We start from the raw sequence: 23,313 nt of genomic DNA on the forward strand, positions 1-23,313 counted from the left end.
GCGCGTCAACGCTATACGATTCCGAATCGATGATCCTGCTCATTGACAATTACGATTCATACACGTTCAACCTCGCCCACCTCATCGCCGAGGCTGCCGGCCGCGAACCACTCGTTGTGCCTGCTGGCGAGGGTGCTGACCTTCCACAGCGTGTGCGCGCCGGCGAGTTCAGCCATGTGGTTATCTCGCCCGGCCCAGGTACCCCCGAGCGCGAGGAAGACTTTGGTACGTCCCGGCGCGTGATTGAGGCTGCGGCCGAGGCGCAGGTCCCGTTGTTGGGTGTGTGCCTGGGCCACCAAGGTTTGGCGATGCTCGCAGGGGCCTCCGTCACTCGTGCTCCGGAGCCTCGCCACGGGTTCGTTTCCACAATTACCCATTCCGGTGAGGGCATTTTCGCCGGTATTCCGCAGGGTTTTCAGGTGGTGCGCTACCACTCTCTGCACGTCGAGGAAATCCCCGGCGTCACCGTGCACGCTCGCAGCGAAGACGGCGTCATCCAGGCGCTCAAGGTCGATGGCGCTCCGCATTGGGGTGTGCAGTTCCACCCCGAATCGGTGCTGACTGAGCACGGCGCCGCGATCATGCGTAACTTCCTCGGCGGCTGGCGGTTGCTGCACCGCGAGGTGCCCGGCGCACTCGACTGCCAGCGCGTCTTCAACGCGATCAAGCGCGACGGCAACGATGCGTTTTTCCTCGATTCCGCCGACCCCCGCGGGCGTTTCTCCATCCTCGGAGACACCGCGGGCGCCCTGTCGCGCTCGTTTCGCTATTCGCTTGGTAGCGACCCCGATATCCTCCACACCCTCCAACACGAACTATCCGCCCCTCTCCACGACGCGCCTGACCTGCCCTTTACCGGCGGTGTCATTGGGTACCTCGGCTACGAGTGCGCGGAACTTACGCTCCCGATCACGCTGCGCCACCGCTCGCCGTACCCGGATGCTTACTTTGTGCGCCCGCAATCGTTCATCGTTTACGACCACGAGGCCGAAATCGCCCACTTGTGTGCACTCGCCGGCGACGGCACGGATGCACTCCTTGACCGCCTCGAGAAGGCCTTGGATGGGGCGGACGGTGCGCGGGGGTCGTCGATTAGCAATGGTTCCTGGAGCAACCCCGACTACCTCGACTGCATCGAGAAAGCACAGGACCTGCTGCGCGCCGGTGAGAGTTACGAGGTCTGCCTGACCGACACCTACACCGCCGAAGCAACCGGCGAGATCTATGCGCCGCTGCGTGAGCACAACCCCGCGCCATATGCCGCGCACCTCATCTTCGACGGTGTGGAAGTCGCCAGCGCCTCGCCCGAACGTTTCCTCACCGTGCGAGGCCGCGAGGTGGAGGCCAAGCCGATCAAGGGCACCATCGCCGCTGATCAGGACCCCGCATTGCTTCACGACGACAAAACCCGCGCCGAAAACCTCATGATCGTCGACCTGCTGCGCAACGATCTTTCCCGCGTCTGCGAACCCGGCAGCGTACAGGTCCCGGGTCTGATGCAGGTGGAGTCGTATGCCACCGTGCACCAACTGGTTTCCACCATCACCGGGCAGCTACGCGAGGGAGCCACTGCCGTCGACGCCATCCGTGCCACCTTCCCGCCCGGTTCCATGACCGGCGCACCGAAACTACGGACGTGCGAAATCATCGACCGGCTGGAAACCTCCCCGCGCGGCGTCTACTCGGGCGCGCTCGGCTACATCGGGTTCGACGGCCAAGCCGACCTGTCGGTGGTCATCCGCACCGCAGTACGCGCCGGCTCCACTGTGACAGTCGGTGCAGGTGGCGCGATCGTGCTCGCCTCCGACCCTTCCGCTGAGATCGCCGAGCGCAACCTGAAGGCCCAGTCCGTTTTAGGAGCGTGGGATGCGTAAGTACGCCTGGTACGGCGCGTTTGTTCCGCGCGACTTCTCCGACGGCCCCCTGGACGTCGCCGATTCTTGGCGCCACTCCTCCGGCCGCACCAACGGCCTCAGCCTGCACATCGAGCGCTTCACTCGCACCGCCGGTCCGCTCCCCGCCGGGTTTGTCGACGCGATGCTGCCGCTGCTCAGCGAAGGCGAACTCTTCCCCCGCATCGCGCTCTCCTCAGGGCTTTTGCTTCTCGACGTCCGCCCCGCCCCATCCCCTCGCCCCACCACCTCACTGACCTACACGCAAGCCCCAGACCCGCGCACCCAGCCCGAGGTGAAAGGCCCCGACTTCGGCGCGTTCCGCGCGTACCGTTCGCGGTACCAGGTGGAGGGAACTGACGACACGGTGGTCGTCGATAAGCATGGCGCCATGCTGGAAACAACCACCGGCGCGCTGGTGATGTGGGACCGCGACACGCTGTGCATCCCCGACGGCGTGTGGCTGCCGAGTGTCACACTGCACCAGGTTGTCGCGCGCGCCGAGAAGTTAGATATGCGGGTGGAGCGCCGTCAGCTCAAACCCGAACTCGCCGCCAAGCACCCGTTGTGGTTCCTCAACTCGCTCCACGGCATTAGCCCCGTCAGCGAACTGCATGTAGGCGGCGATGTGATCACTCCGCCGGTCCACCCAAGTTTCAACGAGTGGCGCGACTGGTGGTGGGGCAGTTTTACGACCGAATGGCACATCGAGGCATAGCGAAACACCGTGGGTCCCCAGGACTATGCCGCTGCATAGTCTCTACAACCGCCAACACACTATGCCGCTGCATAGCGTCGCACCACCGCCGGGTCCGAAACCCAGCGAGCCCCCGGGACTATGCCGACCGCTCGGCGAGCACGCGCCCTGTTGCGGTGTCGCACTTTGCGAGCTCTGACGGGGTGCCCGAAGCCACAACTTGTCCGCCGTCGGCGCCAGCGCCGGGGCCCATCTCGATGACACGGTCCGCCTGCGCGATCACGGAGACGTCATGCTCGACCACGATCACGGTTTGGCCCGCTTCGACGAGGCTGTTGAGTTCCTTGACTAGCAGTGAGATGTCGGCGGGATGCAGGCCGGTGGTGGGCTCGTCGAGGAGGTACACGGTGTAGCCCCGGCGCGAGTTGCGGGAGCGCTGCAACTCGGTGGCAAGTTTGATGCGCTGTGCCTCGCCACCGGACAGTTCGGGCGCGCCCTGGCCGAGGCGCAGGTAACCCAGCCCCACGGCTTGCAGAGTTTCGACGGCGCGCAGGATCTTCGGTTCGTCGGCGAATACGTCCGCGGCTTCGTCGACGGTCAACTCCAGCACCTGAGCGATGGTGAGGCCCTCCCAGGTCACTTCGAGGGTTTCGTCGTTGTAGCGTGCACCGCCGCAGTCGGGGCAGGTGGTGTACGAGCCGGGCAGGAACACTAGCTCGACTTCGATCTTGCCGGCACCGCCGCAGGTCGGGCACTGTCCTTGCTTGACGTTGTAGGAAAAGCGCGACACGCTCCATTTGCGTCGCTTTGCTTCGTCGGTTGCGGCGAAGAGTTTGCGCACGCCGTCGAAGAGTCCGGTGTAGGTGGCCAGGGTTGACCGCGGGGTGCGCCCGATCGGCTTTTGGGTAATTTGCACGACGCGGGTGACAGCGTCAAAGCCATCATGCTTATCGACGCCCCACTCGCCCTCCTGTCCCACCTCATCGTCTTCATCAACAACGGTAGAGGCGGCGTCGCGAAGGACACCGGCGAGAACGGTGCTGACCAGCGTCGACTTGCCTGAACCAGACACACCAGCCACGGCGGTGAACTGCCCCATCCCAAATGACACATCCAGGCCGTCGATGGAGCGGGCCGAGACACCGGACAGGGAAAGTTCGCCGGTTGCGGCGCGGGGGTCGTCGTTAAGCGAGAGCTTGCGGTTGGCAAGCGCGCGGGCGGTTGGCGCATCACCGGAGTATTCGTTGGTCGGTCCGGAGTAGACCACTTCACCACCGCGTTCGCCAGCGAGCGGGCCGACGTCGACGAGCCAGTCGGTCTGGGCGACGAGTTCCATGTCGTGCTCAACCAAGAGGACGGAGTTGCCCGCGTCGATGAAACGACGGCAAATGTCCAGCACAGCGCCACGTTCGGATGGGTGCAGGCCGGCGGACGGCTCGTCAAGCACATACGCCACGCCGAACAGGCCGGAGCGCAACTGTGAGGACAACCGGATGCGCTGCAACTCACCCGCGGACAACGTGGGCGCGGGCCGATCCAGGCTCAAGTGCGCAAGGCCCAAGTCGAGTGCGGACTGCACCGCGGGCAAAATCTGTTTGAGCAGCAAGTCTTCGGCGGAGCCCTCCGAGGGCTTCTGTGCCGCGAGTACCTCATAGACACGGTCGAGAGGCAAGGCGCCGAGCTCGTCGATGGGCATGCCAGCATAGGTAACCTTGAGTGCTTCCGGGTTGAGGCGACGGCCGTGGCAGGTCTCGCAGACGCGTGACTCCATGTAGGACAGCACGCGTTTGCGCAGGGTATCGGACTGTGTTTCGGCGAGTGTATTGGTCAGATACGACGCCACAGATCGCCAGGTGCCTTTGTAGTTTCGCTGGATCTGGTCCTCACCGCGCAAGGGTTTCACGGTCACCACGGGGCGCTCGTCGGTGAACAGGATCCAGTCGCGGTCCTTCTTCGGCAGATCCTGCCAGGGTGAATCGAGGTCGTAGCCCAGCGTCTGCAAAATGTCGTGGAAGTTCTTACCTGCCCACGCGCCGGGCCAGGCTTGGATCGCACCCTCCTCGATAGATAGCGTCGGGTCCGGCACCATCGACTCTTCGGTTGGCTCGTGCACGACACCTGTGCCCTGGCACGTCGGGCACATGCCTTCCGGCGTGTTGGGCGAAAACGAGTCGGAGTACAGCCCCTTCGGGTTATCGCCAGCGCGCGAGTACAGCAGACGAATGCTGTTGGACAGCGCCGAGACCGTCCCCACCGTCGAGCGCGCCCCGCCCCCGGAGGTGGACTGTTCGAGCGCCACGGTCGGCGGCAGTCCCTCAACCGCGCCGACCTGCGGGTCTACTGCAGAACCAATCAGGCGACGCGCAAACGGCGCCACCGATTCAAGGTAGCGCCGTTGTCCCTCCCCGTGGATGGTGCCGAACGCCAGCGACGACTTGCCGGAGCCTGACACCCCTGTCACCGCAACGAGAGTGCCGCGTGGGATATCCACGTCCACGTTGCGCAGGTTGTGTAGGTGGGCATCGCGTACTTGGATTCCGGCATGTGTTTCAGGCATGCCCACCAGGGTAACGCGTTAGGGGTTTCGCGTGTCCTCGCCGAGTTGGTGCACGAGGATCGTGTTGGTAGTGCCCGCAACTCCTGGCGGGGTGCCCGCGACGACCACCATGGTGTCGCCTTCGTGGTACTGGTCCATGGCTAGCAATTGCTTGTCCACAACTTTGACCATCTCGTCGGTGCTGTTGACCTCATCGCACAGGAACGTCTCCGCACCCCAGGTCATGGCCAATTGCGAACGCACCTGCTGCACCGGTGTGAACACGAGCAGTGGCAGGTCCGGGTGCAGACGCGCCACGCGGCGTGCAGTATCGCCGGAGGTCGTAAACGTGACAATCGCACGTGCGTTAAGTCGCTGCGCAATGTCGTTCGCCGAGTAGGACACCACGCCACGCTTGGTGCGCGGAATGTGGTTCAGCGGCGGGACGTTGCCCATCGTTTCCGCAGAACGCACGATGCGGCTCATGGTGCGTACCACGTTGTGTGGATCCACGCCGACGGATGTCTCGCCGGACAGCATCACGGCATCCGCGCCGTCGAGCACCGCGTTGGCTACGTCGGAGGCCTCCGCACGGGTGGGGCGGGAGTTCTCAATCATCGAATCGAGCATCTGCGTTGCGACGATCACCGGCTTCGCATTCTCACGCGCGATCTGAATCACACGCTTCTGCACAGCCGGCACCTGCTCGAGCGGGATTTCCACGCCCAGGTCACCACGAGCGACCATCACCGCGTCGAATGCAAGGATGATGGACTCCAACGCGTCGACAGCCTCGGGCTTTTCCAGCTTTGCGACGACCGGCACGCGCCGGCCGACCTCATCCATGATCTCGTGCACGAGGTCGACATCAGACGGCGAACGGACGAACGACAACGCAATAATGTCCACGCCGAGCTTCAGCGCGAACCGCAGATCTTCCTTGTCCTTCTCGCTCAGCGCAGGCACGGAGATGTCCATGCCCGGAAGCGACACGCCCTTGTTGTTCGACACCGGGCCGCCCTCGGTGACGCGGCAGACTACGTCGTTGCCGTCGATGTCGGTGCAGACGAGGCCGACCTTGCCGTCGTCGACAAGCAAACGGTCCCCCGGCTTCGCATCCTTGGCCAGCTGCTTGTACGTCGTAGACACACGGTCGTGCGTACCTACAACATCGTCGACGGTGATGCGGACGGTTTCGCCCGTCTCCCAGTAGGTTTTGCCGTCGCCTTCAAAGCGGCCAAGGCGAATCTTCGGGCCCTGCAAGTCCGCCAAAATGCCGACCGCATGGCCGGTCTCATCAGTGGCTTCGCGCACCCAACGGTAATTCTGCTCGTGATCCGGGTAATCGCCGTGCGAAAAGTTCAGCCGCGCGACATCCATGCCGTCGCGCACGAGTCCTAAGATCGCATCCTTGCTGGCCACAGCGGGACCGAGCGTACAAACGATCTTCGTTTTCCTATCCACGTTTTCCAACCTCACCTTCGTAGGCTTCTCGCGTGTCTTCCACCGCAACACGGTACTCCGGATTGTCCTCTTCTGCCGTGGACGGTGCGTTGTAATCCGGATCGACCTCTTCCGGGGTCTCGCGCCCCTTCGGTGTGCGCATGAACATCACCACCGCGATGATGAACAAGATTGCGGTCATCCAGGTGTTGACGCGCAGGCCGAGGATGAGCGTGGCTTCGTCGCTACGCATCAGCTCGATGAAGAACCGGCCAAGGGTATAACCCGCGACATAGAGCCAAAACACGCTGCCATGGCCAAGGCGCCGGCGGCGGTCAATCCAGATGAGCAGGAAGAACACCGCAACGTTCCAGATCAGCTCGTAGAGGAACGTCGGGTGCACGCTCGCGATCACCTCACCGGTGGACCGGCCGGTCAGCGGCGCGAACTCCCCCGCCTCGTTGACGCGGTAGTAAATATCCAGCGCCCACGGCACATTGGTTTCGGCCCCATAGAGCTCCTGGTTGAAGTAATTGCCCAACCGGCCGATGCCTTGGGCGAGAATCACCGTCGGCGCAACTGCATCCGCAAGTGGCGCGAACGGAAGGCCCTTGCGGCGCATCATCACCCACACGCACAGGGTTCCCAGCGCGACTGCGCCGATGATGCCCAACCCACCCGAGGTGATGTCGAAGGCCTTCCACGGGTTCTTGCCCTCACCGAAGTACTTATCGTAATCCGTGATCACGTGGTAAAGGCGCCCGCCGATAATGCCGGTCGGGATAATCACGATCGCTGCATCCCAGATCGTCTCCGGATTACCACCGCGGGCCTTGTAGCGACGCAGGGAAATCAACAGCGCGACAACAATGCCCGCCATGATGCACAGCGCATAGGCACGAATCGGAATCGGTCCGAGCTGCCACACCCCCTGCGGCGGGGAAGGAATGTTTGCCAGAAGTGTTGTTTGCACGCCCAACAGTGTGCCAGTTTAATTCCGCGATGGACAGGCTGGGTGCTGTCCCGCGGCCGCCAAAGAGCGGGTTGCCTCGTACACATCGCCAGACGCCATCACAGCCTCCGCTGCCAACACGGCATCCGCACCACACGCGGCGGCGTCCATCAGGTCACGCGGAGTGGTCACACCACCCAGGCTGATCTTGATCACTTCGGTGGGAAGCCCCGGCGCGATATCCGCAAAGGCGTTGCGGTTGAGGTCGTTGGTGTCAAAGGTCCAGGAGTTCACCGCGATCACACTCACGCCGGCCTTAAGGGCCCGATCCGCCTCCGCTGGCGTGCGCACCTCGGCCACACCGACCATGCCCAGCGATTCCACTCGGTCCAGCAGTGCCTCCAGGCGCGGCTGCTCGAGGATGCCTACCTGCAGCGGGAGCATGTCGGCGCCGTAGCAACGGGCCTCGTGGATCTGGTACGGGTCGACGATGACATCGCGACACACCATCGGCAGGCTTACGGCTGCGCGGGCGTTGGCCAGATCTGCCAGGGAGCCGTCGAAACGCAGCCGCTCTGTCTGGCAAGCGATGAGGTGGGCGCCACCGCGCTCGATGTCTTGGGCAACCGACTCGATCGAGCGTCTGCCTACCGCGGTTGGGCCAAAAACTGGCGAGTTGCGTTTGATCTCCACGATGACCCCGCAGCCGTGGCGCAAAAGTGCTGCTTTAGCATCGCGGGTTGGGGGCATGTCGCGCGAGCGGGCCTTGATTTCCTGGAACGGCACGACCGCTTCGCGTTTTTCGACATCACGGAGCACACCAGCGACAACGTTTGATACTGCGCTCGGTGCCGACATGCGCCTACCTCCAGGTGATACGGCCTATAGCGCTATAGGTTAGCGGTTGCCCTGCGTAGGACGAAAATCCTCGTCACCAGTTTCGGTCGGGTCGATATCCGCGTCGAGCGCATCCCACATCACGCGTCCGGAATCCGGCTCCTCTTTCAGGTCGTGACGGATGGTTTCTTTGCGCACAGCTTCCTTCTCGTATTTGTGTTGCTTCGGCGCATCCTCGCCAGGCTTGACGACGAGCATCGCACCGCCAATCACCCCCAGCACACATCCCACGATCGTGAGTACTGGGCCTACCACAGCAACGTCGGCGGCGGTGATCTCCGCCCAGTTCGCAATAGCAGCGGAGGACGTATCCGTGGCTGCCTGTTCCGCCCCTGCCGTCAAGATGGCGTGGATACGCTCATGGTCAGCACCACGCGCCAGAAGCGCTGCTGCTGGGATGACAGCAGCAGCGGCGGCGAGCGCGCAAATTCCGCCAACGACACGACGACCGACCTTGCGCAACGCAAACGCGGCAATCGCACCGGCGAGCAGCAGCACCGCCACTGCGGTGATCTCGGTGGACCACTCCGCGCCGGTGATGGTTGCTACACCTTCGCCGGAGAGGTCGTCGTTGTACTTCGCGGTCACCCAGTCCATGCGGGAAAAGCCCCACATCACCGCACCCGCCACACCGAGCAGCAGTGCACCGGTTTTGTTCTTCTTCATCTGAAGCGTCCTTCCGCTACTTTGCAACCATCTGGATCGCATCGAGCACAGTACGATGCGCATGCGGTGTACCGATAACCACACCGGCGGTGGTCGGAGTCCATTCCGAACCATCAAACGCGCTTGCGTTCGCCCCTGCACTGCGCGCCAACAACACACCAGCTGCGTTATCCCAGATGTGCGGGGAAAAACTGACCGCAGCCTGGTAGATCCCCTGCGCGACGAAGGCCAGGTCAACGCCGACCGATCCGCTGATGCGCGGCCGCAGGTGCGAATCCGTGAGTGCGCCAGCCAAATCGAGACGGAACGATGCTGGGTATCGCTGCCTATCCGCCGAGGCCAACGAGCCAATCCCCACCTGCTCCGCAGCGGAAGTCAGCGCACCAACCGGTGGCAAGGCGTTGCCGTTGAGGTGCACGGGCTCGCCATCGACCGCGGTGAGGCGCATGTTCAGCAGCGGCGCATCGGTAATCGCTGCGACCGGTTTTCCACCAAGCAGCAGCGTGCACAGGATGGCGCAGTTCGGATTGCCGGACGAGTAGTTCGACGTACCGTCGATCGGGTCAACAACCCAGCACGCCTCCGGATCAAACGATCCGCCTTGTTCCTCGCCGTACACCGCAATGCCAGTCATGTCCGTCAGACGCTTGCGCAACAGCTTCTCAATGATCAGATCAGCCTCTGTGGCAAAGTCGCCGGCCCCCTTGCGCAGTGCAGGAGCAGCCCCCACTTTGTCGACGAATACCTCACGCGCCTCATCAACCGCGCACAATGCAGCATCAAGCAGCTCCGCTGGGTTATGCATGTGACACCTCCGGCTGCAGCTGCTTCACCCAGTTGCCCAGCACGCTCACACCAATCTCACCGGACATGGCTGGGTCGAACGCCATCGCCCACAATGGCCCATTTTCTACAGCGGCAAGGATGCGCTCGCCGTTGATGTCTGCCCAAGACAGTTTCGGGTAGGCGATGAAGTCATCCTCTGCCAACGGGAACGACTTCACGGCTTGTGGCGCGTCGAAGAACACGTCTCCAACAATTCCGGCCAGCAGCTTCGAACCATCTGCCGCCACGACGGGGTACTCCCCCGCTTCAAATGCTGCCTCCACAACTTGGCCCGGCCACTCCCCAAGGCCTGGTGTGGTGCGGCTGCCGGTCACGGCGTCGTCGAAAAGCACGTGCATTCCAGTGCCGACCGCAAGCAGTGCCCTACCCCCTGCCAGACGCTGGCCTACGATGCGATCCCCTTTGATGCGCTTGATCGCCGCAGCAGCGTCTGCAAACGATGCCCCACCAGGCAGGACAAGACCGCCTGCCTGCACAGCCTTGTCGGGGTCAGTGGTGGCAAAAGCATCAGCACCTGCATTCACCAAAGCACTGACAAGGCTGGTGGTGGTCTCACTGCCGAGGTAATCAAGTACCGCGACTGTCGGGCTTGCCGGGGTGTTCGTCATGGTTGCGTAGTGTATCCGCTCCCCCGATTACTGGTTCTTCGGCTGCTTCTTATTCTTCGACGGATAACGACGCGGCGCCTGCACAGCCTTCAAACGAGCCGACAGATTGTTAACTTCCACCACACGGTGGCGGCCCAACTGACGGTCAAGCAACGTGACAATCAGCCCAATCGCGATGACACCGGAGGCGATGCCGAACATCGGCGCGAACGCCATCGTGGCAATGAGCATGCCGTAGAAGGTAGAACCCAGGCCCGTCCCGCCGTCGAAAGCAATGTTCCAGATAGCAGAAGCTTCCGAGGTCTTCGAGCGCGGCAGGCGGTAGAACATCATGGTCAGTGCCTCGTTTTGCACCGCGCCGAAGCCTGCGCCGTAACACAGGGCGGCCAGCAGCATGGTCCACACCGGTAGCTCAAGCGCCAAGATGGCTGCCATGAGCAACACGCCGAGTGCACAAAGGACCTGGCATGGGATGAGCACGGTGCCGGGCTGCCCACGACGGTCCATGATCTTGCCTGCCGTGTAGCGCGAGATCATCGACGCAAAGTTCATCACGCCGAGCATTACGCCGCCCATCGCGGCACCCGTGGCCGGGTCGAGATCACGCATGGAGACCGGCAAGAAGTTCGTGATCGCACCGTAAGCAGTGGTCACAAACATCAACGCGAGTGCCGGCACGAGCACCAGATGCCACATGGGCACATGGACCATGTTTGTGGTCTCTGGCTCGGGATCCGGTGGTGGAATAGCAGGGATCGCCGCACAGGCAATGAGCGAGATGCCACCGATCGATGCCGCGATAATATACACGGCGTCGTACCCAATCCTGTCCACCAGGGCCAAGCCCGATGGCAGCGCAATCATCTGAGCAAGGCCGACAACACCACCGAAAATTCCCGTGGCACTGCCGAGCAGGCGCAGCGGTACCAGCTCCGCGATAATCGCCGCTTCAGCCACGGACAATGCACCGAAGCCGATGCCACGAATCGCACTAACCGTCAGCAGCGGCGCTGCATCCATGCCGATGATGTACCCCAACGCCGGGATACCCAGAAGCATTGAGGCCACTGCCATGATGATGCTGTAGCCGAACCTCCGCAGAGCCCACGGTGTACAAACTTGTGTGAGCACTGTTGCCAGCATGAACACACCAGTGGACAGCCCGGCAAGGGATGCAGACTGTCCGGCATCGATGACGGCTGTGGGCACTACCGGCAACAGAAGCGACCAGGCGGCGAAGGCGGATGCAACGGCGACGAGCACCGGGATCAAACCACGGGCCCGCCACACATTGGTTAGCGAATCAACCTCGTCGCGGGTAAGGGGCCGAACTCCGAACATCTCACATCACCTCCACCAACATCAGCACACCACCTAGGGCTGCCATAACTGCAAGAAGCGCGAGGACGGCAGTCACCGCTCTTGAGGAGCCGTTCTGATACGACGACCACACTCCACCGACGAGGATGCCTGCAAGGAGGAACAGCAAAAGAATGAAGAATGTGTTTCCGGCACCTGTCACTGGGCGAACCTCCTGCGTTATTGGCGCGTTCAAGCTGTGTACGCCGTCAGTGTAACGACGCAGTCCGATTCCGGCCGTTCGGGGCCTTACAGACGGCTGTCGTCATCCCCGCGTGGTTCACGCGCATAGGCGCGCAGGTTGCCGATCCAAAACACCAGACCAGCTGTCAGCGGCGCAACAGCCCACCCGACCCCCGGCGAAACCGGCGGGACAAGCGTGAAGCTCGATCCGGTTTCCAAGACATCGTGGGTAGGCCTGGGGTGCAGTTTGAGGCTCAACCAGTCACCAAACAAGTAGATCGAGATCGCGCCGAGTACGGCAACGGTCATGATCCACAGCATCCACCACACAGAACCGCCGACCCTGCCGCGGCGCACGCTGCGCCACCCCACGGCGCCAAGCACCACCCCGAGCAGGAGTGCCAGCAGCACAAACCACGCAAACCCTGTGAACTGTACATTCACAGGGCTTGCCACTTCGTCGACCCCGATACCGCCGTTTTCTGTGATCACGCCGACGTATGCGGGACGAAGACCACCCCAGGCGAAACCTCCAGCGATACCGAGGAGCAGGGCTAGCGCGAGCAGCCCTGCACCAGATCCCATCACTAGTTGCAGAACTTCCAGCGGCCGTCTTCCTTCTCGAAGATCATGACCTGGGTTTCTTCACCGTTTGCGTTCTTTGCAGTCAGGTTGGCAGACGCACGGTTACCGTCCACACGAACGTCGGAAATGCTGACCTCGGACTTCGGCAGCTCGAGCGCCTGGCCCTGCTGCTCAGCAAGGCGGCCCGCCTCTTCAACCTGCTCAAGGGTCAGACCCTGACGCTCCAGTTCCTCCATCATCGGGTCAGCGACTGCCTTACAGGAATTGTCCAAGATGGTGCGGGTCCAGTCAGCGAAAGAACCCGGGTTCAGCACAGCACGTGCAGTGTCTTCCATCTGCTTGCGGTCTTCGTCGGTGCCTTCCTGTGCGCCCTCGAGCGGCTGGTTGGTGTTTTCCGGCATGCCGTTCTCAAACGGATTGGCAAGGGTCGGGGCCTCGCCCTGGTTGCCGCCCTCTTCCTTCGACTCCTTCTTCTTCGAAGTCGTGGCGGTTGCCTTCTTCTCGTCCTTCTTTGCGTCGTCCTTCTTTCCTTCGCTCTTATCGGCATTCTCGGACACCGTGGACTCGACAGCCGTATCGGCCGGAGCAGCCTCAGCAGCGGTGGACAGCCCTCCGGACTTGCCTTCGTCGGAGGATCCGCATGCCGAAAGCGGAAGTACGAGCATTGCTGCAGCTACGCATGCTGCCATGCCGGACGTAGTGTTCATTTTCATCTTTGACTACCTTCCTAGTTTCACCCCATCCGTTCGCTGGACGCGGGCAACCGTCTTGGGCGTGGATTGGCGCCACGACGGGACGTTCGTCCCAAAGAGTACCAACGCAACGCTTACCTGACGGTTGAACGTCCGTACTATTGTTCTGAATGGTTCCTGTGAAGTCACGTAAACCCATGTTTCGGCCACTTCGGTCTAGGGTGGTGTGTCATGCAATTGTCTCGCGAGCGCATCACGCAGGCGGCGCTTGAGCTGCTGTCTGGGTACGGTTTGGCCGATGTTTCCATGCGGCGTGTGGCGTCGTCGCTGGGCGTCGCCCCTGGCGCGTTGTACTGGCATATCGCCAACAAGCAGGAGTTGCTCGCGTCGTTGGCGGAGCATATTGTGCGCCCTCTCATGAGCGATCCAGTTGCCGACCCAGCTGAGCTAAGTCGCGCGCTGCGGGAAGCGGTGCTCGGCATCCGCGATGGCGCAGAGGTGCTTGTGGCTGCAGTGAGTCAGCCGGACGCTGAGGTTTGCGCCCAGTTGTCGGAATTGTTTATTGCGTCGGTGCGTGAGTATTCGGGTGAGGGGTCGTCGTCAAGCGAGATGCGTGCTGTGGCTCTCGGCCTGTTGCATTTGACGCTTGGGGATGCCGCCGTGCACCAAGCGAGCACACAACTTGCGGAAGCGACCGGCAGTGTTTCGGACACGTACGAAGACGATTCTGCGCAGATGCATGCTGCGGCCGTGAAGTTTTTGCTGGACGGTTTGGCGCAGCATTCGTAGCCCGGGCAGTGTCGAGCGGGTGCACTATGCTCGGGCAGCATGACTGAGACGACGCATCCGGATCTGCAGCAGCAAGTCTGGCCTGGCTCCGCACATCCGCTGGGCTCGACGTTTGATGGGGCGGGGACGAACTTTGCACTGTTTTCGGGGGTTGCTGATGCAGTTGAGCTTTGTCTTATCGACGACACCGGCGCCGAAACGCGTATCGCCCTCGACGAGGTGGATAACCATGTCTGGCACGCTTACCTGCCCGGTGTTGGCCCAGGTCAGCGTTATGGCTACCGCGTGCACGGGCCGTGGGACCCGGCCGACGGCAAGCGTTGCGATCCCAGCAAGCTGCTCGTGGACCCGTACGCGCGCGCCTTTGATGGGGAGTTTGATCAGCATTCCTCGCTGTTTTCCTACGATGTCAACGCAGTAGAACCTGGTACCGGTCGCAATGAAGAAGACTCGCTCGGCCACACGATGTTGTCGGTGGTGATCAACCCGTTCTTCGACTGGGGCGACGACCGCGCGCCGAAGATCCCTGATGAGGAGATGGTGATCTACGAGTGCCATGTCAAGGGCATGACACAGACCCACCCGGGCATTCCTGAGCAGTTGCGCGGCACCTATGCGGGTATGGCGCACCCGGTAATGGTGGATTACCTCACCGACCTTGGTGTGACCTCGATTGAGTTGCTGCCGGTGCACCAATTTTTGCAAGACGACCGCCTACTCAAACTCGGGTTGCGCAACTACTGGGGCTACAACACGTTCGGTTTCTTCGCCCCGGAGCACAGCTACGCCTCCTCCTCTGCCCCTGGCGATGCCGTGGCCGAGTTCAAACAGATGGTGCGCGCCTACCACGAGGCCGGCATCGAGGTGATCCTGGATGTGGTATACAACCACACCGCGGAGGGCAACCACATGGGCCCGACAATTGCGTTTCGTGGCATTGATAACGAGGCGTATTACAGGCTTGTCGACGACAACCGGTTCCTCTATATGGACTACACCGGCACCGGAAACTCACTGAACGTGCGCTACCCGCACTCCCTGCAGTTGATTATGGATTCGCTGCGCTACTGGGTCACCGAGATGCACGTCGACGGGTTCCGCTTCGACCTCGCCTCGACCCTCGCGCGCGAGTTTTCAGACGTGGACCGTCTGGCCACCTTCTTCGACTTGGTTCAACAGGACCCGGTGGTGAGCCAGGTCAAACTCATCGCCGAGCCGTGGGATGTGGGCGAAGGCGGCTACCAGGTCGGTAACTTCCCTGCCCTGTGGAGCGAGTGGAACGGCAAGTACCGCGACACCATGCGTGACTTTTGGCGCGGCGAGGACTCCACTCTCGGCGAGTTCGCCTCGCGCCTCACCGGCTCGTCGGACCTGTACCAGCACAACGGGCGTCGCCCCACCGCGTCGATCAACTTCATTACCGCCCACGACGGGTTCACCCTGAATGACCTGGTGTCCTACAACGACAAACACAATGAAGCCAACGGCGAAGATAGCCGCGACGGCGAGAACCACAACAGGTCCTGGAACTGCGGTGTGGAGGGCCACACGGACGACCCTGTGGTGCTCGACCTGCGAGCACGGCAACGCCGCAACTTCCTGACCACACTCTTGCTATCTCAGGGCACCCCGATGCTCGCTCACGGCGACGAGATCGCACGCACCCAGGGCGGTAACAACAACGTGTACTGCCAGGACAACGAGACGGCTTGGATGGACTGGTCCAACCTTGAAAGCGCAGCAGACCTGCACGAATTCACGCGTCGGCTCATCGCTTTGCGCCGAGATCATCCGGTGTTTCGCCGCCGCAGGTTCCTCGAGGGCGGTGCGCTTGGCGACGACGAACACGGCCGAGAGATCGCTTGGCTCACCCCCGACTGCCGTCTCATGACACAAGACGATTGGAACGCCGCCTTCGGCCGTGCACTTATGGTTCACCTCGATGGCGAAGCGATCGCGGAACCCGATAGCCGCGGCCAGCGCATCGTGGACGATTCATTCCTTCTCATGTTCAACGCCCATTATGAGGACATTGACTTCACTGTTCCCGGCGCAAAGTTTGGCGACGAATGGGAGATCGTCGTCGATACGACTGGCCCCCTCGGCTACCGTGAAGACGCACAACCCATCGGTCCGGATTCGACTGTCACCGTCGGCCAGCGCTCGACCGTGGTGCTGCGCCGTACGCAACCGCCCGCTGGAGCGGGCCGAAAGGAAGACAACGCCTAAATGATTTCCGCTCATGGTGCAACGTTGACTGTGACCAACGACGCCCTCACCGTGACCCCAACTGCCCTCCTCGCCTCGCTGCGCGGCGACTCCTCGGACCGCACCGTCAGTATTGCGGATATCACCGGCGTGGATATCACCGAAGGTGACGCATGGTCGCCGACCAAAGTGGATGTTGCCACCACCGGTGCTCCGCTGACCGTCTGGTTCGCACCGGGGGACGTCGATGGCGCAAAGAAGTTGCGCACGCTTCTCGACGACGCCAAGCACGGCAAGGCCCCCACCACCGCTACCGCCGACGGCGGAGCAGGCATTCCTGGCTTCTCCTTCGTCGGTTTCGATGTGGAAACCGCGAACCGTCGCTGGGGCTCGATCTGTCAGATCGGGTTGGTCAAGATTGTCGACGGCGAAGAGGTCGAGCGAAAGTCTTGGTTATGTAAGCCGCCTGCCGGTTTAGACGAGTTCGAATCCGGCAACGTTGCTATCCACGGCATTTCTGCTGAGGATGTCACTGATGCCCCAGACGTACGCGACTGTATCGCGGAAATGAGCGCCTTTGTCGGGGATTTACCCCTTGTCGCGCACAACGCACAGTTCGATGCCTCCGCACTTCGCGATGCTTGCTTGGCCTCCTCCATCGCCGTCCCGAAGATGCTGTTCGCGTGCACGTTGGCACAGGCCCGCGCTACCAAGCTGGATGTGGCAAATCACAAGCTTCCAACCCTTGCGCAGCACTTCGGCGTTTCCTTGGACAACCACCACGATGCCTGCGAAGATGCCGCTGCGTGCGCCGGTGTGATGGTTGGTCTCGCCCGGGAGGCCGGCCACACTGGCAGCCTGATGAGCTTCATCCACGACACCGGGTTCACGCTCGGATCGATCGACGACGCCCGCGTCACCCCTGTCCTCCGCGACCGCTCCGGTGCCGGCCGCGCGGTGCAGGCGAAGCAGGTCGCCGAAGGTGGTGTCGCTGCTGCCGTTGCCGCCACCGCCGAGCCACGTGGTTCCAACCAGGCCGGGCCGGTGAAGAAGGAGCGCAAACCCGCTCCGTGGCAGTCGGTGGCCACCCCGGACACCGTGCCGGAGCCAGATGCTCAAGCCGACCCGAACGCTCCTCTGTACGGCGAGCACGTCACCTTAACCGGTGAGTTCGAACCGCACGATAAGGGCGAGTTGTGGGACGCGATTGCGAAGCAGGGCGCGCAGGTGGGCAAGAACGTCACCAAGAAAACGACCATCCTGGTTGTCGGCGAATGGTCGAGTGTGACCTCGAAGGAGAAACGAGCCCGCGAACTGCAGGAAAAGGGCCAGGACATTCAGATTTGGCAGGCCCCGAAACTCCTCGAGGTACTCGGTCTGTAAAAAGTTTTGGTTCGGATGGAACCGGGGCGGTGTTGGCTACGTCTAACTGAGTATGTACGTAGTAGAAACTCTTCCCCGCCCTGTCCACCAAGATGCTATTGAATTGCGGCTGGCGCGTCGCGACGACGTCGCGCCATCGTCGTCGTCACGTTCCTGGCTCACGCCTGGCTTTTCGGCCTCGACCGCGTTTATCAACCTTGCACCGCGCCTGGTGTGTGTCTTTACCGTCGACGACGGTCCGGCGCTGACCCACCAACAAATCGGTGAGCTCACGCCGAGCATGAACCAGCTCTGGAATGGTGCCGCTGACCGGTTGGCGAAGCGGGCGCTCGTCGACACGGGCGTCGAGTTTTTGGTGCGCAATCCCGCTGCCGCGCTGGAGCAGACCGGCCTTCCGCCCGGTTTAGAGGTAGGTGGACACGGTGTGCCACCCACCGCGTGGCTCGCTCACCCGAAAACGTTTACGGTGATGCACCGCCATTTCCAGACGGTGCTCGACCCCCACCACGAGCTGGTCTACGCCACCCGCGACGACCAGGAACTGTTTATCTTCGACGCACCGCTGCATCACGTCCGCGACATCCTGGGGCGCGGCGCGCTGATGACATACTCGGTCGGCTTCCCGCTAATGCACGATCCGCCAGTTTCCGGGTAAGCTCACCCGCCGACATGAGCACTTCAAAACAACCGGCCAAGCGAAACAAGGAAGCTGACGACACAATCGCACGTCTCGGCTCCACCTACTTCGCTTGGGTAAACGCACACGAGGACGTGGCGATGACCTTCCGCCACGCCCTCCATGAACTCATGCGCGATGCCGGCGTGAATTTCGACCGCGTAGATGCACGAGTAAAATCCTGGACCTCGTTGAAGGAAAAAGCCCGCAAAACTCGCGACGGTGAGTTGCTCTACCCCGACCCGTGGCACGACATCAAAGACATCATCGGCGCCCGTATCACCGTGCTGCACTCGACCGAGATCCCTGCAGTGCAGCGCCTGCTCGCCGACGAGTTTGAGGTGTTGCGCAGCGTGGACAAAGCCGAAGAAACCCGAGTCGCCGGCAACTTCGGCTACGGCTCGCACCACCTTGTCGTCCGTGTTGAGGAGCAATCCGAGGGCCTTGAGGAGTTCGTCGGCCAAGTCTTCGAGGTGCAGATTCGTACAGTGCTGCAGCATGCGTGGGCGGAGTTTGAGCACGACATCAGGTACAAACGCTCAGCGGAAAAACTCGACCCGCAGGTGGACCGCGCGTTCACCCTCGCCGCGGGACTTATCGAGCTAGCCGATCAGCAGTTTGACCAAATTTCAACCTTGGCAGACCCGCAGGAAAAGGTGCACACCGACGTGGACACCGAAATCTCGCCTGAGACACTGCCGGGCATTCTGACCGTGTTGCTTGGCAGCCAGTTTCCGCTCTCACGCGCGGGCGACTACCGCTTCCTCACCGAGTTGCTGCGTGCCCACGGCATTGAGCTTGTCTCGGACGTTGCGGACCTGACCAACCCGGCAGACATCGAGGCTGTGTCCAACTCGATGAACTACTCATTCGTCCCGGGGCAAGTGCGCATTATCGACGATCTGCTGCTCAACCGGTTCGGCACCGAACACATCGAGAAAACCTGGGATTCGGGAAACCGCCCAGAGGTGCGCCGCGAGCGTCTGAACGGCCGTCTAGCCCGGCTACGCGGCAGCATCGATTAGCTGCGTTTAGTCCCGCCGCCCCATGAGGCGGTCGATTTCGCGGCGTTCCTTCTTCGTGGGGCGCCCGGTCCCGCGATCGCGCACAGGAGGTGCCGCGAAAAGTTCACGTGGCGGTGGCGGCGGACTGTGGTCGATGTAGCAGGTGCGCGCCACCGGGGCGCCAACGCGCTTCGACACCGTCGCCGTAACCTCGAGAATGTACTCGTGGTGGTTCTTCCATACCCGCACCGTGTCTCCCGGCACGACCTGGACGGCAGGTTTGACTGCCTTGCCACCGATCTTGACGTGCCCAGCACGAACGGCTTCGGCGGCCTGGCTGCGTATTTTGAAGATCCGCACGGCCCACAGCCAGGCGTCGATACGGACGGCTTTGCCTGACGGTTCGATCAAGGCGCTAGTAACGGTCCTGGTGATTGACGATCTTTTGGACCTTGTTCCAATTCACAAAACCACCCGCAACTCCGATGACGAGCCCAAGCACCAGAATCGTCCAGGACTGCATCAGCAGACCGAACGCGATGCCGCCGGCGAGGCCGCCGCCGGCCCACACCAGCGCGTCGCGCGAGTATTTGCGCACGGCGGCTTTTCGTTGGTCGATCGGGTTGTTTGGGCGCGGCTGCATAGTCATGGCATGCAATTCTAGCGCGAAGTAGACAACTCGACCCACCGTGGTCCGAGCGTTTTGCTTTCTGCTTGGCCTTGGGTGGCGGCGGCGAGGAGGTCGTCGATACGCTCACGCTCCCCTGGTTCGAACGCGAGCGTGTACGTGGCGGCAGCTCCGTATTCGACGTCTACGACTTCCACCCCAGCGTTGCGTAGTTCTGCTTCGATTCGGCCGGCTTCAGCATGCGGAAGGTCCACGGCAACTTGCTCACGCATGGCACGTGTGGTGGTGACAACGCTCGGCAGTGTTTCAGACACCGCGTTCGTATACGCACTCACAAGGCCGCCTGTGCCAAGCTTGATGCCACCAAAGTAGCGAATAACCACGGCGACAATGTCGGACATACCTGATCCTTTGAGCACCTCAAGCATCGGCTTTCCTGCCGTGCCGGAGGGCTCACCGTCGTCGGAGGAACGCTCGATTGGCTGTGCGTCGTCGACATGAACGATGAACGCCGAACAATGGTGGCGCGCATCCGGGTACGCCTCACGCGCGGCATGGATGACCTCGCGCGCTTCCTCCTCAGTGGTCGCACGCGTCACCCAGGTAATAAACCGCGAACGCTTGATTTCAAGTTCGTGGATGGCAGTCTCGCCTGCCTTCGGGCGAACGTAGGACGTAACCATTTAACCTGCGACGATGAAGTCGTACTCCGGCGTTCCCGGCTCTAGACGGCGGCAGCCGATCAGCGATCCGTCCATGCGCTCTAGAAGCGGGGCAAGGTCGTCCGCATGCGCAAGTTCAATACCGACGAGCGCAGCACCGGTTTCGCGGTTGTTCTTCTTCAGGTACTCAAACAAGACGATGTCGTCTTCCTCACCCAGGATCTCCCGCAGGAACATGCGAAGCTGCCCTGGCTCTTGGGGGAAGTTGACCAGGAAGTAGTGACGCAGCCCGCGGTGGACCAAGGAGCGCTCCATGACCTCCGCGTAGCGCAGCACATCGTTGTTGCCCCCAGAGATGATGCAGACGGCGGTCGAGCCTGGCTTAATCGTCGTTTGTGCAAGGCCCGCAACCGACAGCGCACCCGCGGGCTCAGCGATGATGCCTTCGTTTTGATACAGCGAGAGCATTTCCGTGCACACTGCCCCTTCGTCACAAGCAAGCACCTCTGCACGATCCTTATGTGCTTGGAACACCTGCCAGGGAGTGTCACCGATCCGCTTCACCGCCGCACCGTCTACGAATGGGTCGATAGATTCCAGCGTCACCGGCTCGCCCGCCTCAATCGCAGCGCGTAACGACGACGCCCCCACCGGCTCAACACCAACCACCCTCGTCGACGGCGACATGTCCGCCACATACGACATCACACCTGACATCAGGCCACCGCCACCGACCGGCACAAGAACAGTGTCGAGCTGCTTGCCCATACTGGACAATTGCGCGACGATCTCGGCCGCGACGGTGCCTTGCCCGACCACGGTATTGCGCGAGTCGAACGGCTCAATCACCGTCGCTCCCCGTGCCGCAGCGTCTTCGCGCGCAGCCTGGGCAGCCTCGTCAAACGTGTTGCCCGTAACGACGAGCTCAATCGCATCACCGCCGTGCACCAAAATGCGGTCACGCTTCTGCTTCGGGGTGGGTTTCGGGACAAAGATCTTGCCCTGAATCCCAAGCGCACGGCACGCGTACGCCACGCCCTGGGCGTGATTGCCTGCCGACGCCGCCACTACGCCAGCCTCCCGCTCCTCCGGGGTTAGCTGCGAAATGCCAAAGTACGCCCCGCGAATCTTGTACGAACGCACATCCTGCAGGTCTTCACGCTTGAGATAAATCTCAGCACCGTACTGCTGAGACAGCCGCGGGCAGTACTGCAGCGGCGACGGAGTAATGACAGAAGAAATCCTTCCCTGCGCGAACTGGATATCGGCGGCATGGACCTCTTGGAATGTGTCAGATGGGCGCATGGTCGATCAGTGTACGCGCGACGAGCTTTCAGTTTGTTCAAACCTCGATTTACCCCGCTTCCACAGAACTTAGACATATAGATGATTTGGGGTACACTGCTCGCCGTGACCAAACCCCTGACTTCCAGGTGTTGGCCAATCCGATGCGGGGAACACTGAAAACATTGCCTATATCACTATGTTTTCTTCTGGGAACCTGCTAGGTTCTTCCGAGTGATCTGTCGAGCGCACGGTCGACAGCGACAAACCCCCTAAATTTCCATAGGAGTTTTTCATAATGAAGCGCATTTCTTCTGCAATGGTCGCTGCCGCGACCGCGCTGACCCTGGCTGTTACCCCGGCTTACGCTGAGGACGCCAAGAACACCGGCAACGAGGCCACCGACACCCACACCACCGCTCCGGTTGACCAGCCCGAGGACAACAAGGGCGAAACCGACAAGCCGGGCGAGACCGAGCAGCCGGGCAAGAGCGAGGACAACAACCCGCCGGCTCCCCAGAAGCAGACTTCCGGTTCCTCCCAGGGCCACATCATCGGCGCAGTGTCTGGCACCCTCGCTGCGGTTCTGACCACCGGTCTGATCGTGTTCTCTGACCCGCGTGGCATCAACAAGATCATCGACGCACTGAACCGCGAGTTCCACCTGGGCATCCCGCACGTCCACGTGCCGCAGGTCCAGCTCCCGAAGCTCCCGTTCTAAACCTCCACCCCAGCTAGGAATATTCAAGCATGAAGCTCCGCACTCTGTTGGTTTCCGCAGCCGGTGCCGCCGTCGCCGCTGGCGCTCTTGGCACTTCAGCTCTCGCTGCAGAGACCACCACATCCGAACCCACTTCGGCAACTACCACCGCCACCTCGGAACCGGCACCGACGACGACCACTGAGGCGCCGGCGGAACCGACACCTTCCGAGGGCACGGAGGAAACCACCACCTCGACGACGACTACTGAGACGTCGGAGGAAACTACCACCAACCAGTCGACCGAAACCACGACGAAGGAAACCACGACCGCTCCTACGCCGACGAAGGTGACCGCTGAGCCTTCGGCAACGCTGGCTCCGCACGGAAGCATCGGCCCTGCCGATAACGAGGAAAAGATCCTGAAAGCAATCACGACTATCAGCGTGATTGTTACGACGCTTGGTGCTGCAATTGGCAGCCTGGTTGTCTTCATCAACTCGATCCCTGGTGGTCGCGAGGCGCTGCGTAAGTTCTTCAAGTAAGACACGCGCTTCATCTCCTCATGCCCGCTGTGCAATATGCCAGCGGGCATTTAGCTGCGCCGACTATGCAGCGGCATA

General features: G+C 61.9%; 24 protein-coding genes. 9 read left to right on the forward strand and 15 right to left on the reverse strand.

All coding sequences use genetic code 11. The annotated features are described in order from the left end of the window. Positions 1–29 precede the first annotated feature (29 nt). Positions 30–1,874 (forward strand): chorismate-binding protein, encoded by a 1,845-nt coding sequence (locus tag HMPREF2785_RS06545; protein ID WP_070614569.1) that lies wholly within the window; start codon positions 30–32, stop codon positions 1,872–1,874. Then, positions 1,867–2,610, forward strand: a complete 744-nt coding sequence (locus tag HMPREF2785_RS06550; protein ID WP_070614570.1) for an aminotransferase class IV — start codon at positions 1,867–1,869, stop codon at positions 2,608–2,610. The genes HMPREF2785_RS06545 and HMPREF2785_RS06550 overlap by 8 nt, the downstream gene beginning before the upstream one ends. Before the next feature lie 118 nt (positions 2,611–2,728). Here HMPREF2785_RS06550 and HMPREF2785_RS06555 read toward each other — a convergent pair whose 3' ends face one another. From HMPREF2785_RS06555 to HMPREF2785_RS06605, 11 genes are all read right to left on the reverse strand, one after another. Continuing rightward, positions 2,729–5,146 carry an excinuclease ABC subunit UvrA gene (locus HMPREF2785_RS06555; protein WP_070614680.1) on the reverse strand — a complete coding sequence of 806 codons (2,418 nt, stop codon included), beginning with the start codon at positions 5,144–5,146 and terminating at the stop codon, positions 2,729–2,731. An 18-nt stretch (positions 5,147–5,164) separates the two neighbouring features. After that, positions 5,165–6,589 carry a pyruvate kinase gene (pyk, locus tag HMPREF2785_RS06560; RefSeq protein WP_070450941.1) on the reverse strand — a complete coding sequence of 475 codons (1,425 nt, stop codon included), beginning with the start codon at positions 6,587–6,589 and terminating at the stop codon, positions 5,165–5,167. Beyond that, complete coding sequence (lgt, locus tag HMPREF2785_RS06565) at positions 6,582–7,541, reverse strand: prolipoprotein diacylglyceryl transferase (RefSeq protein ID WP_070422383.1); 960 nt, start codon at positions 7,539–7,541, stop codon at positions 6,582–6,584. The genes pyk and lgt overlap by 8 nt, the downstream gene beginning before the upstream one ends. An 18-nt stretch (positions 7,542–7,559) precedes the next feature. Further along, the gene (locus tag HMPREF2785_RS06570) at positions 7,560–8,378 is read right to left on the reverse strand and encodes an indole-3-glycerol phosphate synthase TrpC (protein ID WP_070422231.1); all 819 of its coding nucleotides are present in this window, start codon (positions 8,376–8,378) and stop codon (positions 7,560–7,562) included. A gap of 39 nt (positions 8,379–8,417) precedes the next feature. Then, positions 8,418–9,083: a TIGR02234 family membrane protein gene (locus tag HMPREF2785_RS06575; RefSeq protein ID WP_070450939.1), complete on the reverse strand. Its 666-nt coding sequence runs from the start codon at positions 9,081–9,083 to the stop codon at positions 8,418–8,420. Between the two features lie 16 nt (positions 9,084–9,099). Further along, on the reverse strand, positions 9,100–9,888 hold the full coding sequence (locus HMPREF2785_RS06580; RefSeq protein WP_070614571.1) for an inositol monophosphatase family protein: 789 nt from the start codon (positions 9,886–9,888) through the stop codon (positions 9,100–9,102). Further along, positions 9,881–10,537, reverse strand: a complete 657-nt coding sequence (locus HMPREF2785_RS06585) for a type 1 glutamine amidotransferase family protein (RefSeq protein ID WP_070614572.1) — start codon at positions 10,535–10,537, stop codon at positions 9,881–9,883. Before HMPREF2785_RS06585 ends, HMPREF2785_RS06580 begins: the two co-directional genes overlap by 8 nt. A 27-nt stretch (positions 10,538–10,564) precedes the next feature. Further along, entirely contained in the window at positions 10,565–11,878 is a 1,314-nt protein-coding gene (locus tag HMPREF2785_RS06590) for an MFS transporter (RefSeq protein ID WP_070570048.1), read from the reverse strand. Between the two features lies 1 nt (position 11,879). Then, a complete protein-coding gene (locus HMPREF2785_RS06595) occupies positions 11,880–12,059 on the reverse strand; it encodes a hypothetical protein (RefSeq protein ID WP_070422226.1) in 180 nt (59 codons plus the stop codon). Positions 12,060–12,145: 86 nt separating this feature from the next. Next, entirely contained in the window at positions 12,146–12,667 is a 522-nt protein-coding gene (locus HMPREF2785_RS06600; protein WP_141739363.1) for a hypothetical protein, read from the reverse strand. Further along, a complete protein-coding gene (locus HMPREF2785_RS06605; protein ID WP_070422224.1) occupies positions 12,667–13,377 on the reverse strand; it encodes a hypothetical protein in 711 nt (236 codons plus the stop codon). Before HMPREF2785_RS06605 ends, HMPREF2785_RS06600 begins: the two co-directional genes overlap by 1 nt. Positions 13,378–13,587: 210 nt before the next feature. Here HMPREF2785_RS06605 and HMPREF2785_RS06610 point away from each other — a divergent pair, with 210 nt between their 5' ends. From HMPREF2785_RS06610 to HMPREF2785_RS06630, 5 genes are all read left to right on the forward strand, one after another. Beyond that, the gene (locus tag HMPREF2785_RS06610) at positions 13,588–14,145 is read left to right on the forward strand and encodes a TetR family transcriptional regulator (RefSeq protein WP_070422223.1); all 558 of its coding nucleotides are present in this window, start codon (positions 13,588–13,590) and stop codon (positions 14,143–14,145) included. Positions 14,146–14,184: 39 nt separating this feature from the next. Further along, entirely contained in the window at positions 14,185–16,374 is a 2,190-nt protein-coding gene (gene glgX, locus HMPREF2785_RS06615) for a glycogen debranching protein GlgX (RefSeq protein ID WP_070614573.1), read from the forward strand. Continuing rightward, positions 16,375–17,736, forward strand: coding sequence for an exonuclease domain-containing protein (locus tag HMPREF2785_RS06620; RefSeq protein WP_070614574.1), 1,362 nt, complete (start codon positions 16,375–16,377; stop codon positions 17,734–17,736). Between the two features lie 103 nt (positions 17,737–17,839). After that, on the forward strand, positions 17,840–18,391 hold the full coding sequence (locus HMPREF2785_RS06625; RefSeq protein ID WP_070450928.1) for a hypothetical protein: 552 nt from the start codon (positions 17,840–17,842) through the stop codon (positions 18,389–18,391). Between the two features lie 14 nt (positions 18,392–18,405). Then, positions 18,406–19,437, forward strand: coding sequence for a GTP pyrophosphokinase (locus HMPREF2785_RS06630; RefSeq protein WP_070614575.1), 1,032 nt, complete (start codon positions 18,406–18,408; stop codon positions 19,435–19,437). A 6-nt stretch (positions 19,438–19,443) separates the two neighbouring features. Here the strand turns inward: HMPREF2785_RS06630 and HMPREF2785_RS06635 are convergent, their stop codons facing one another. From HMPREF2785_RS06635 to ilvA, 4 genes are read right to left on the reverse strand one after another with little or no spacing between them, the layout of a single operon-like run. Further along, on the reverse strand, positions 19,444–19,827 hold the full coding sequence (locus tag HMPREF2785_RS06635) for an RNA-binding S4 domain-containing protein (protein ID WP_070614576.1): 384 nt from the start codon (positions 19,825–19,827) through the stop codon (positions 19,444–19,446). Between the two features lie 4 nt (positions 19,828–19,831). Continuing rightward, positions 19,832–20,065 carry a hypothetical protein gene (locus tag HMPREF2785_RS06640; protein WP_070422217.1) on the reverse strand — a complete coding sequence of 78 codons (234 nt, stop codon included), beginning with the start codon at positions 20,063–20,065 and terminating at the stop codon, positions 19,832–19,834. Positions 20,066–20,076: 11 nt separating this feature from the next. Then, positions 20,077–20,727, reverse strand: coding sequence for a YigZ family protein (locus tag HMPREF2785_RS06645; RefSeq protein ID WP_070450919.1), 651 nt, complete (start codon positions 20,725–20,727; stop codon positions 20,077–20,079). Further along, entirely contained in the window at positions 20,728–22,011 is a 1,284-nt protein-coding gene (ilvA, locus tag HMPREF2785_RS06650; RefSeq protein ID WP_070614577.1) for a threonine ammonia-lyase IlvA, read from the reverse strand. It lies immediately after the preceding gene. A 277-nt stretch (positions 22,012–22,288) separates the two neighbouring features. Here ilvA and HMPREF2785_RS06655 point away from each other — a divergent pair, with 277 nt between their 5' ends. Together HMPREF2785_RS06655 and HMPREF2785_RS06660 are read left to right on the forward strand one after the other, a co-directional pair. Continuing rightward, positions 22,289–22,711 (forward strand): hypothetical protein, encoded by a 423-nt coding sequence (locus HMPREF2785_RS06655; protein WP_070614578.1) that lies wholly within the window; start codon positions 22,289–22,291, stop codon positions 22,709–22,711. A gap of 29 nt (positions 22,712–22,740) precedes the next feature. Further along, positions 22,741–23,235: a hypothetical protein gene (locus tag HMPREF2785_RS06660; RefSeq protein WP_070614579.1), complete on the forward strand. Its 495-nt coding sequence runs from the start codon at positions 22,741–22,743 to the stop codon at positions 23,233–23,235. Positions 23,236–23,313 lie beyond the last annotated feature (78 nt).

The organism is Corynebacterium sp. HMSC067D03 (genome assembly GCF_001811185.1).
Lineage (GTDB): Bacteria > Actinomycetota > Actinomycetes > Mycobacteriales > Mycobacteriaceae > Corynebacterium > Corynebacterium coyleae.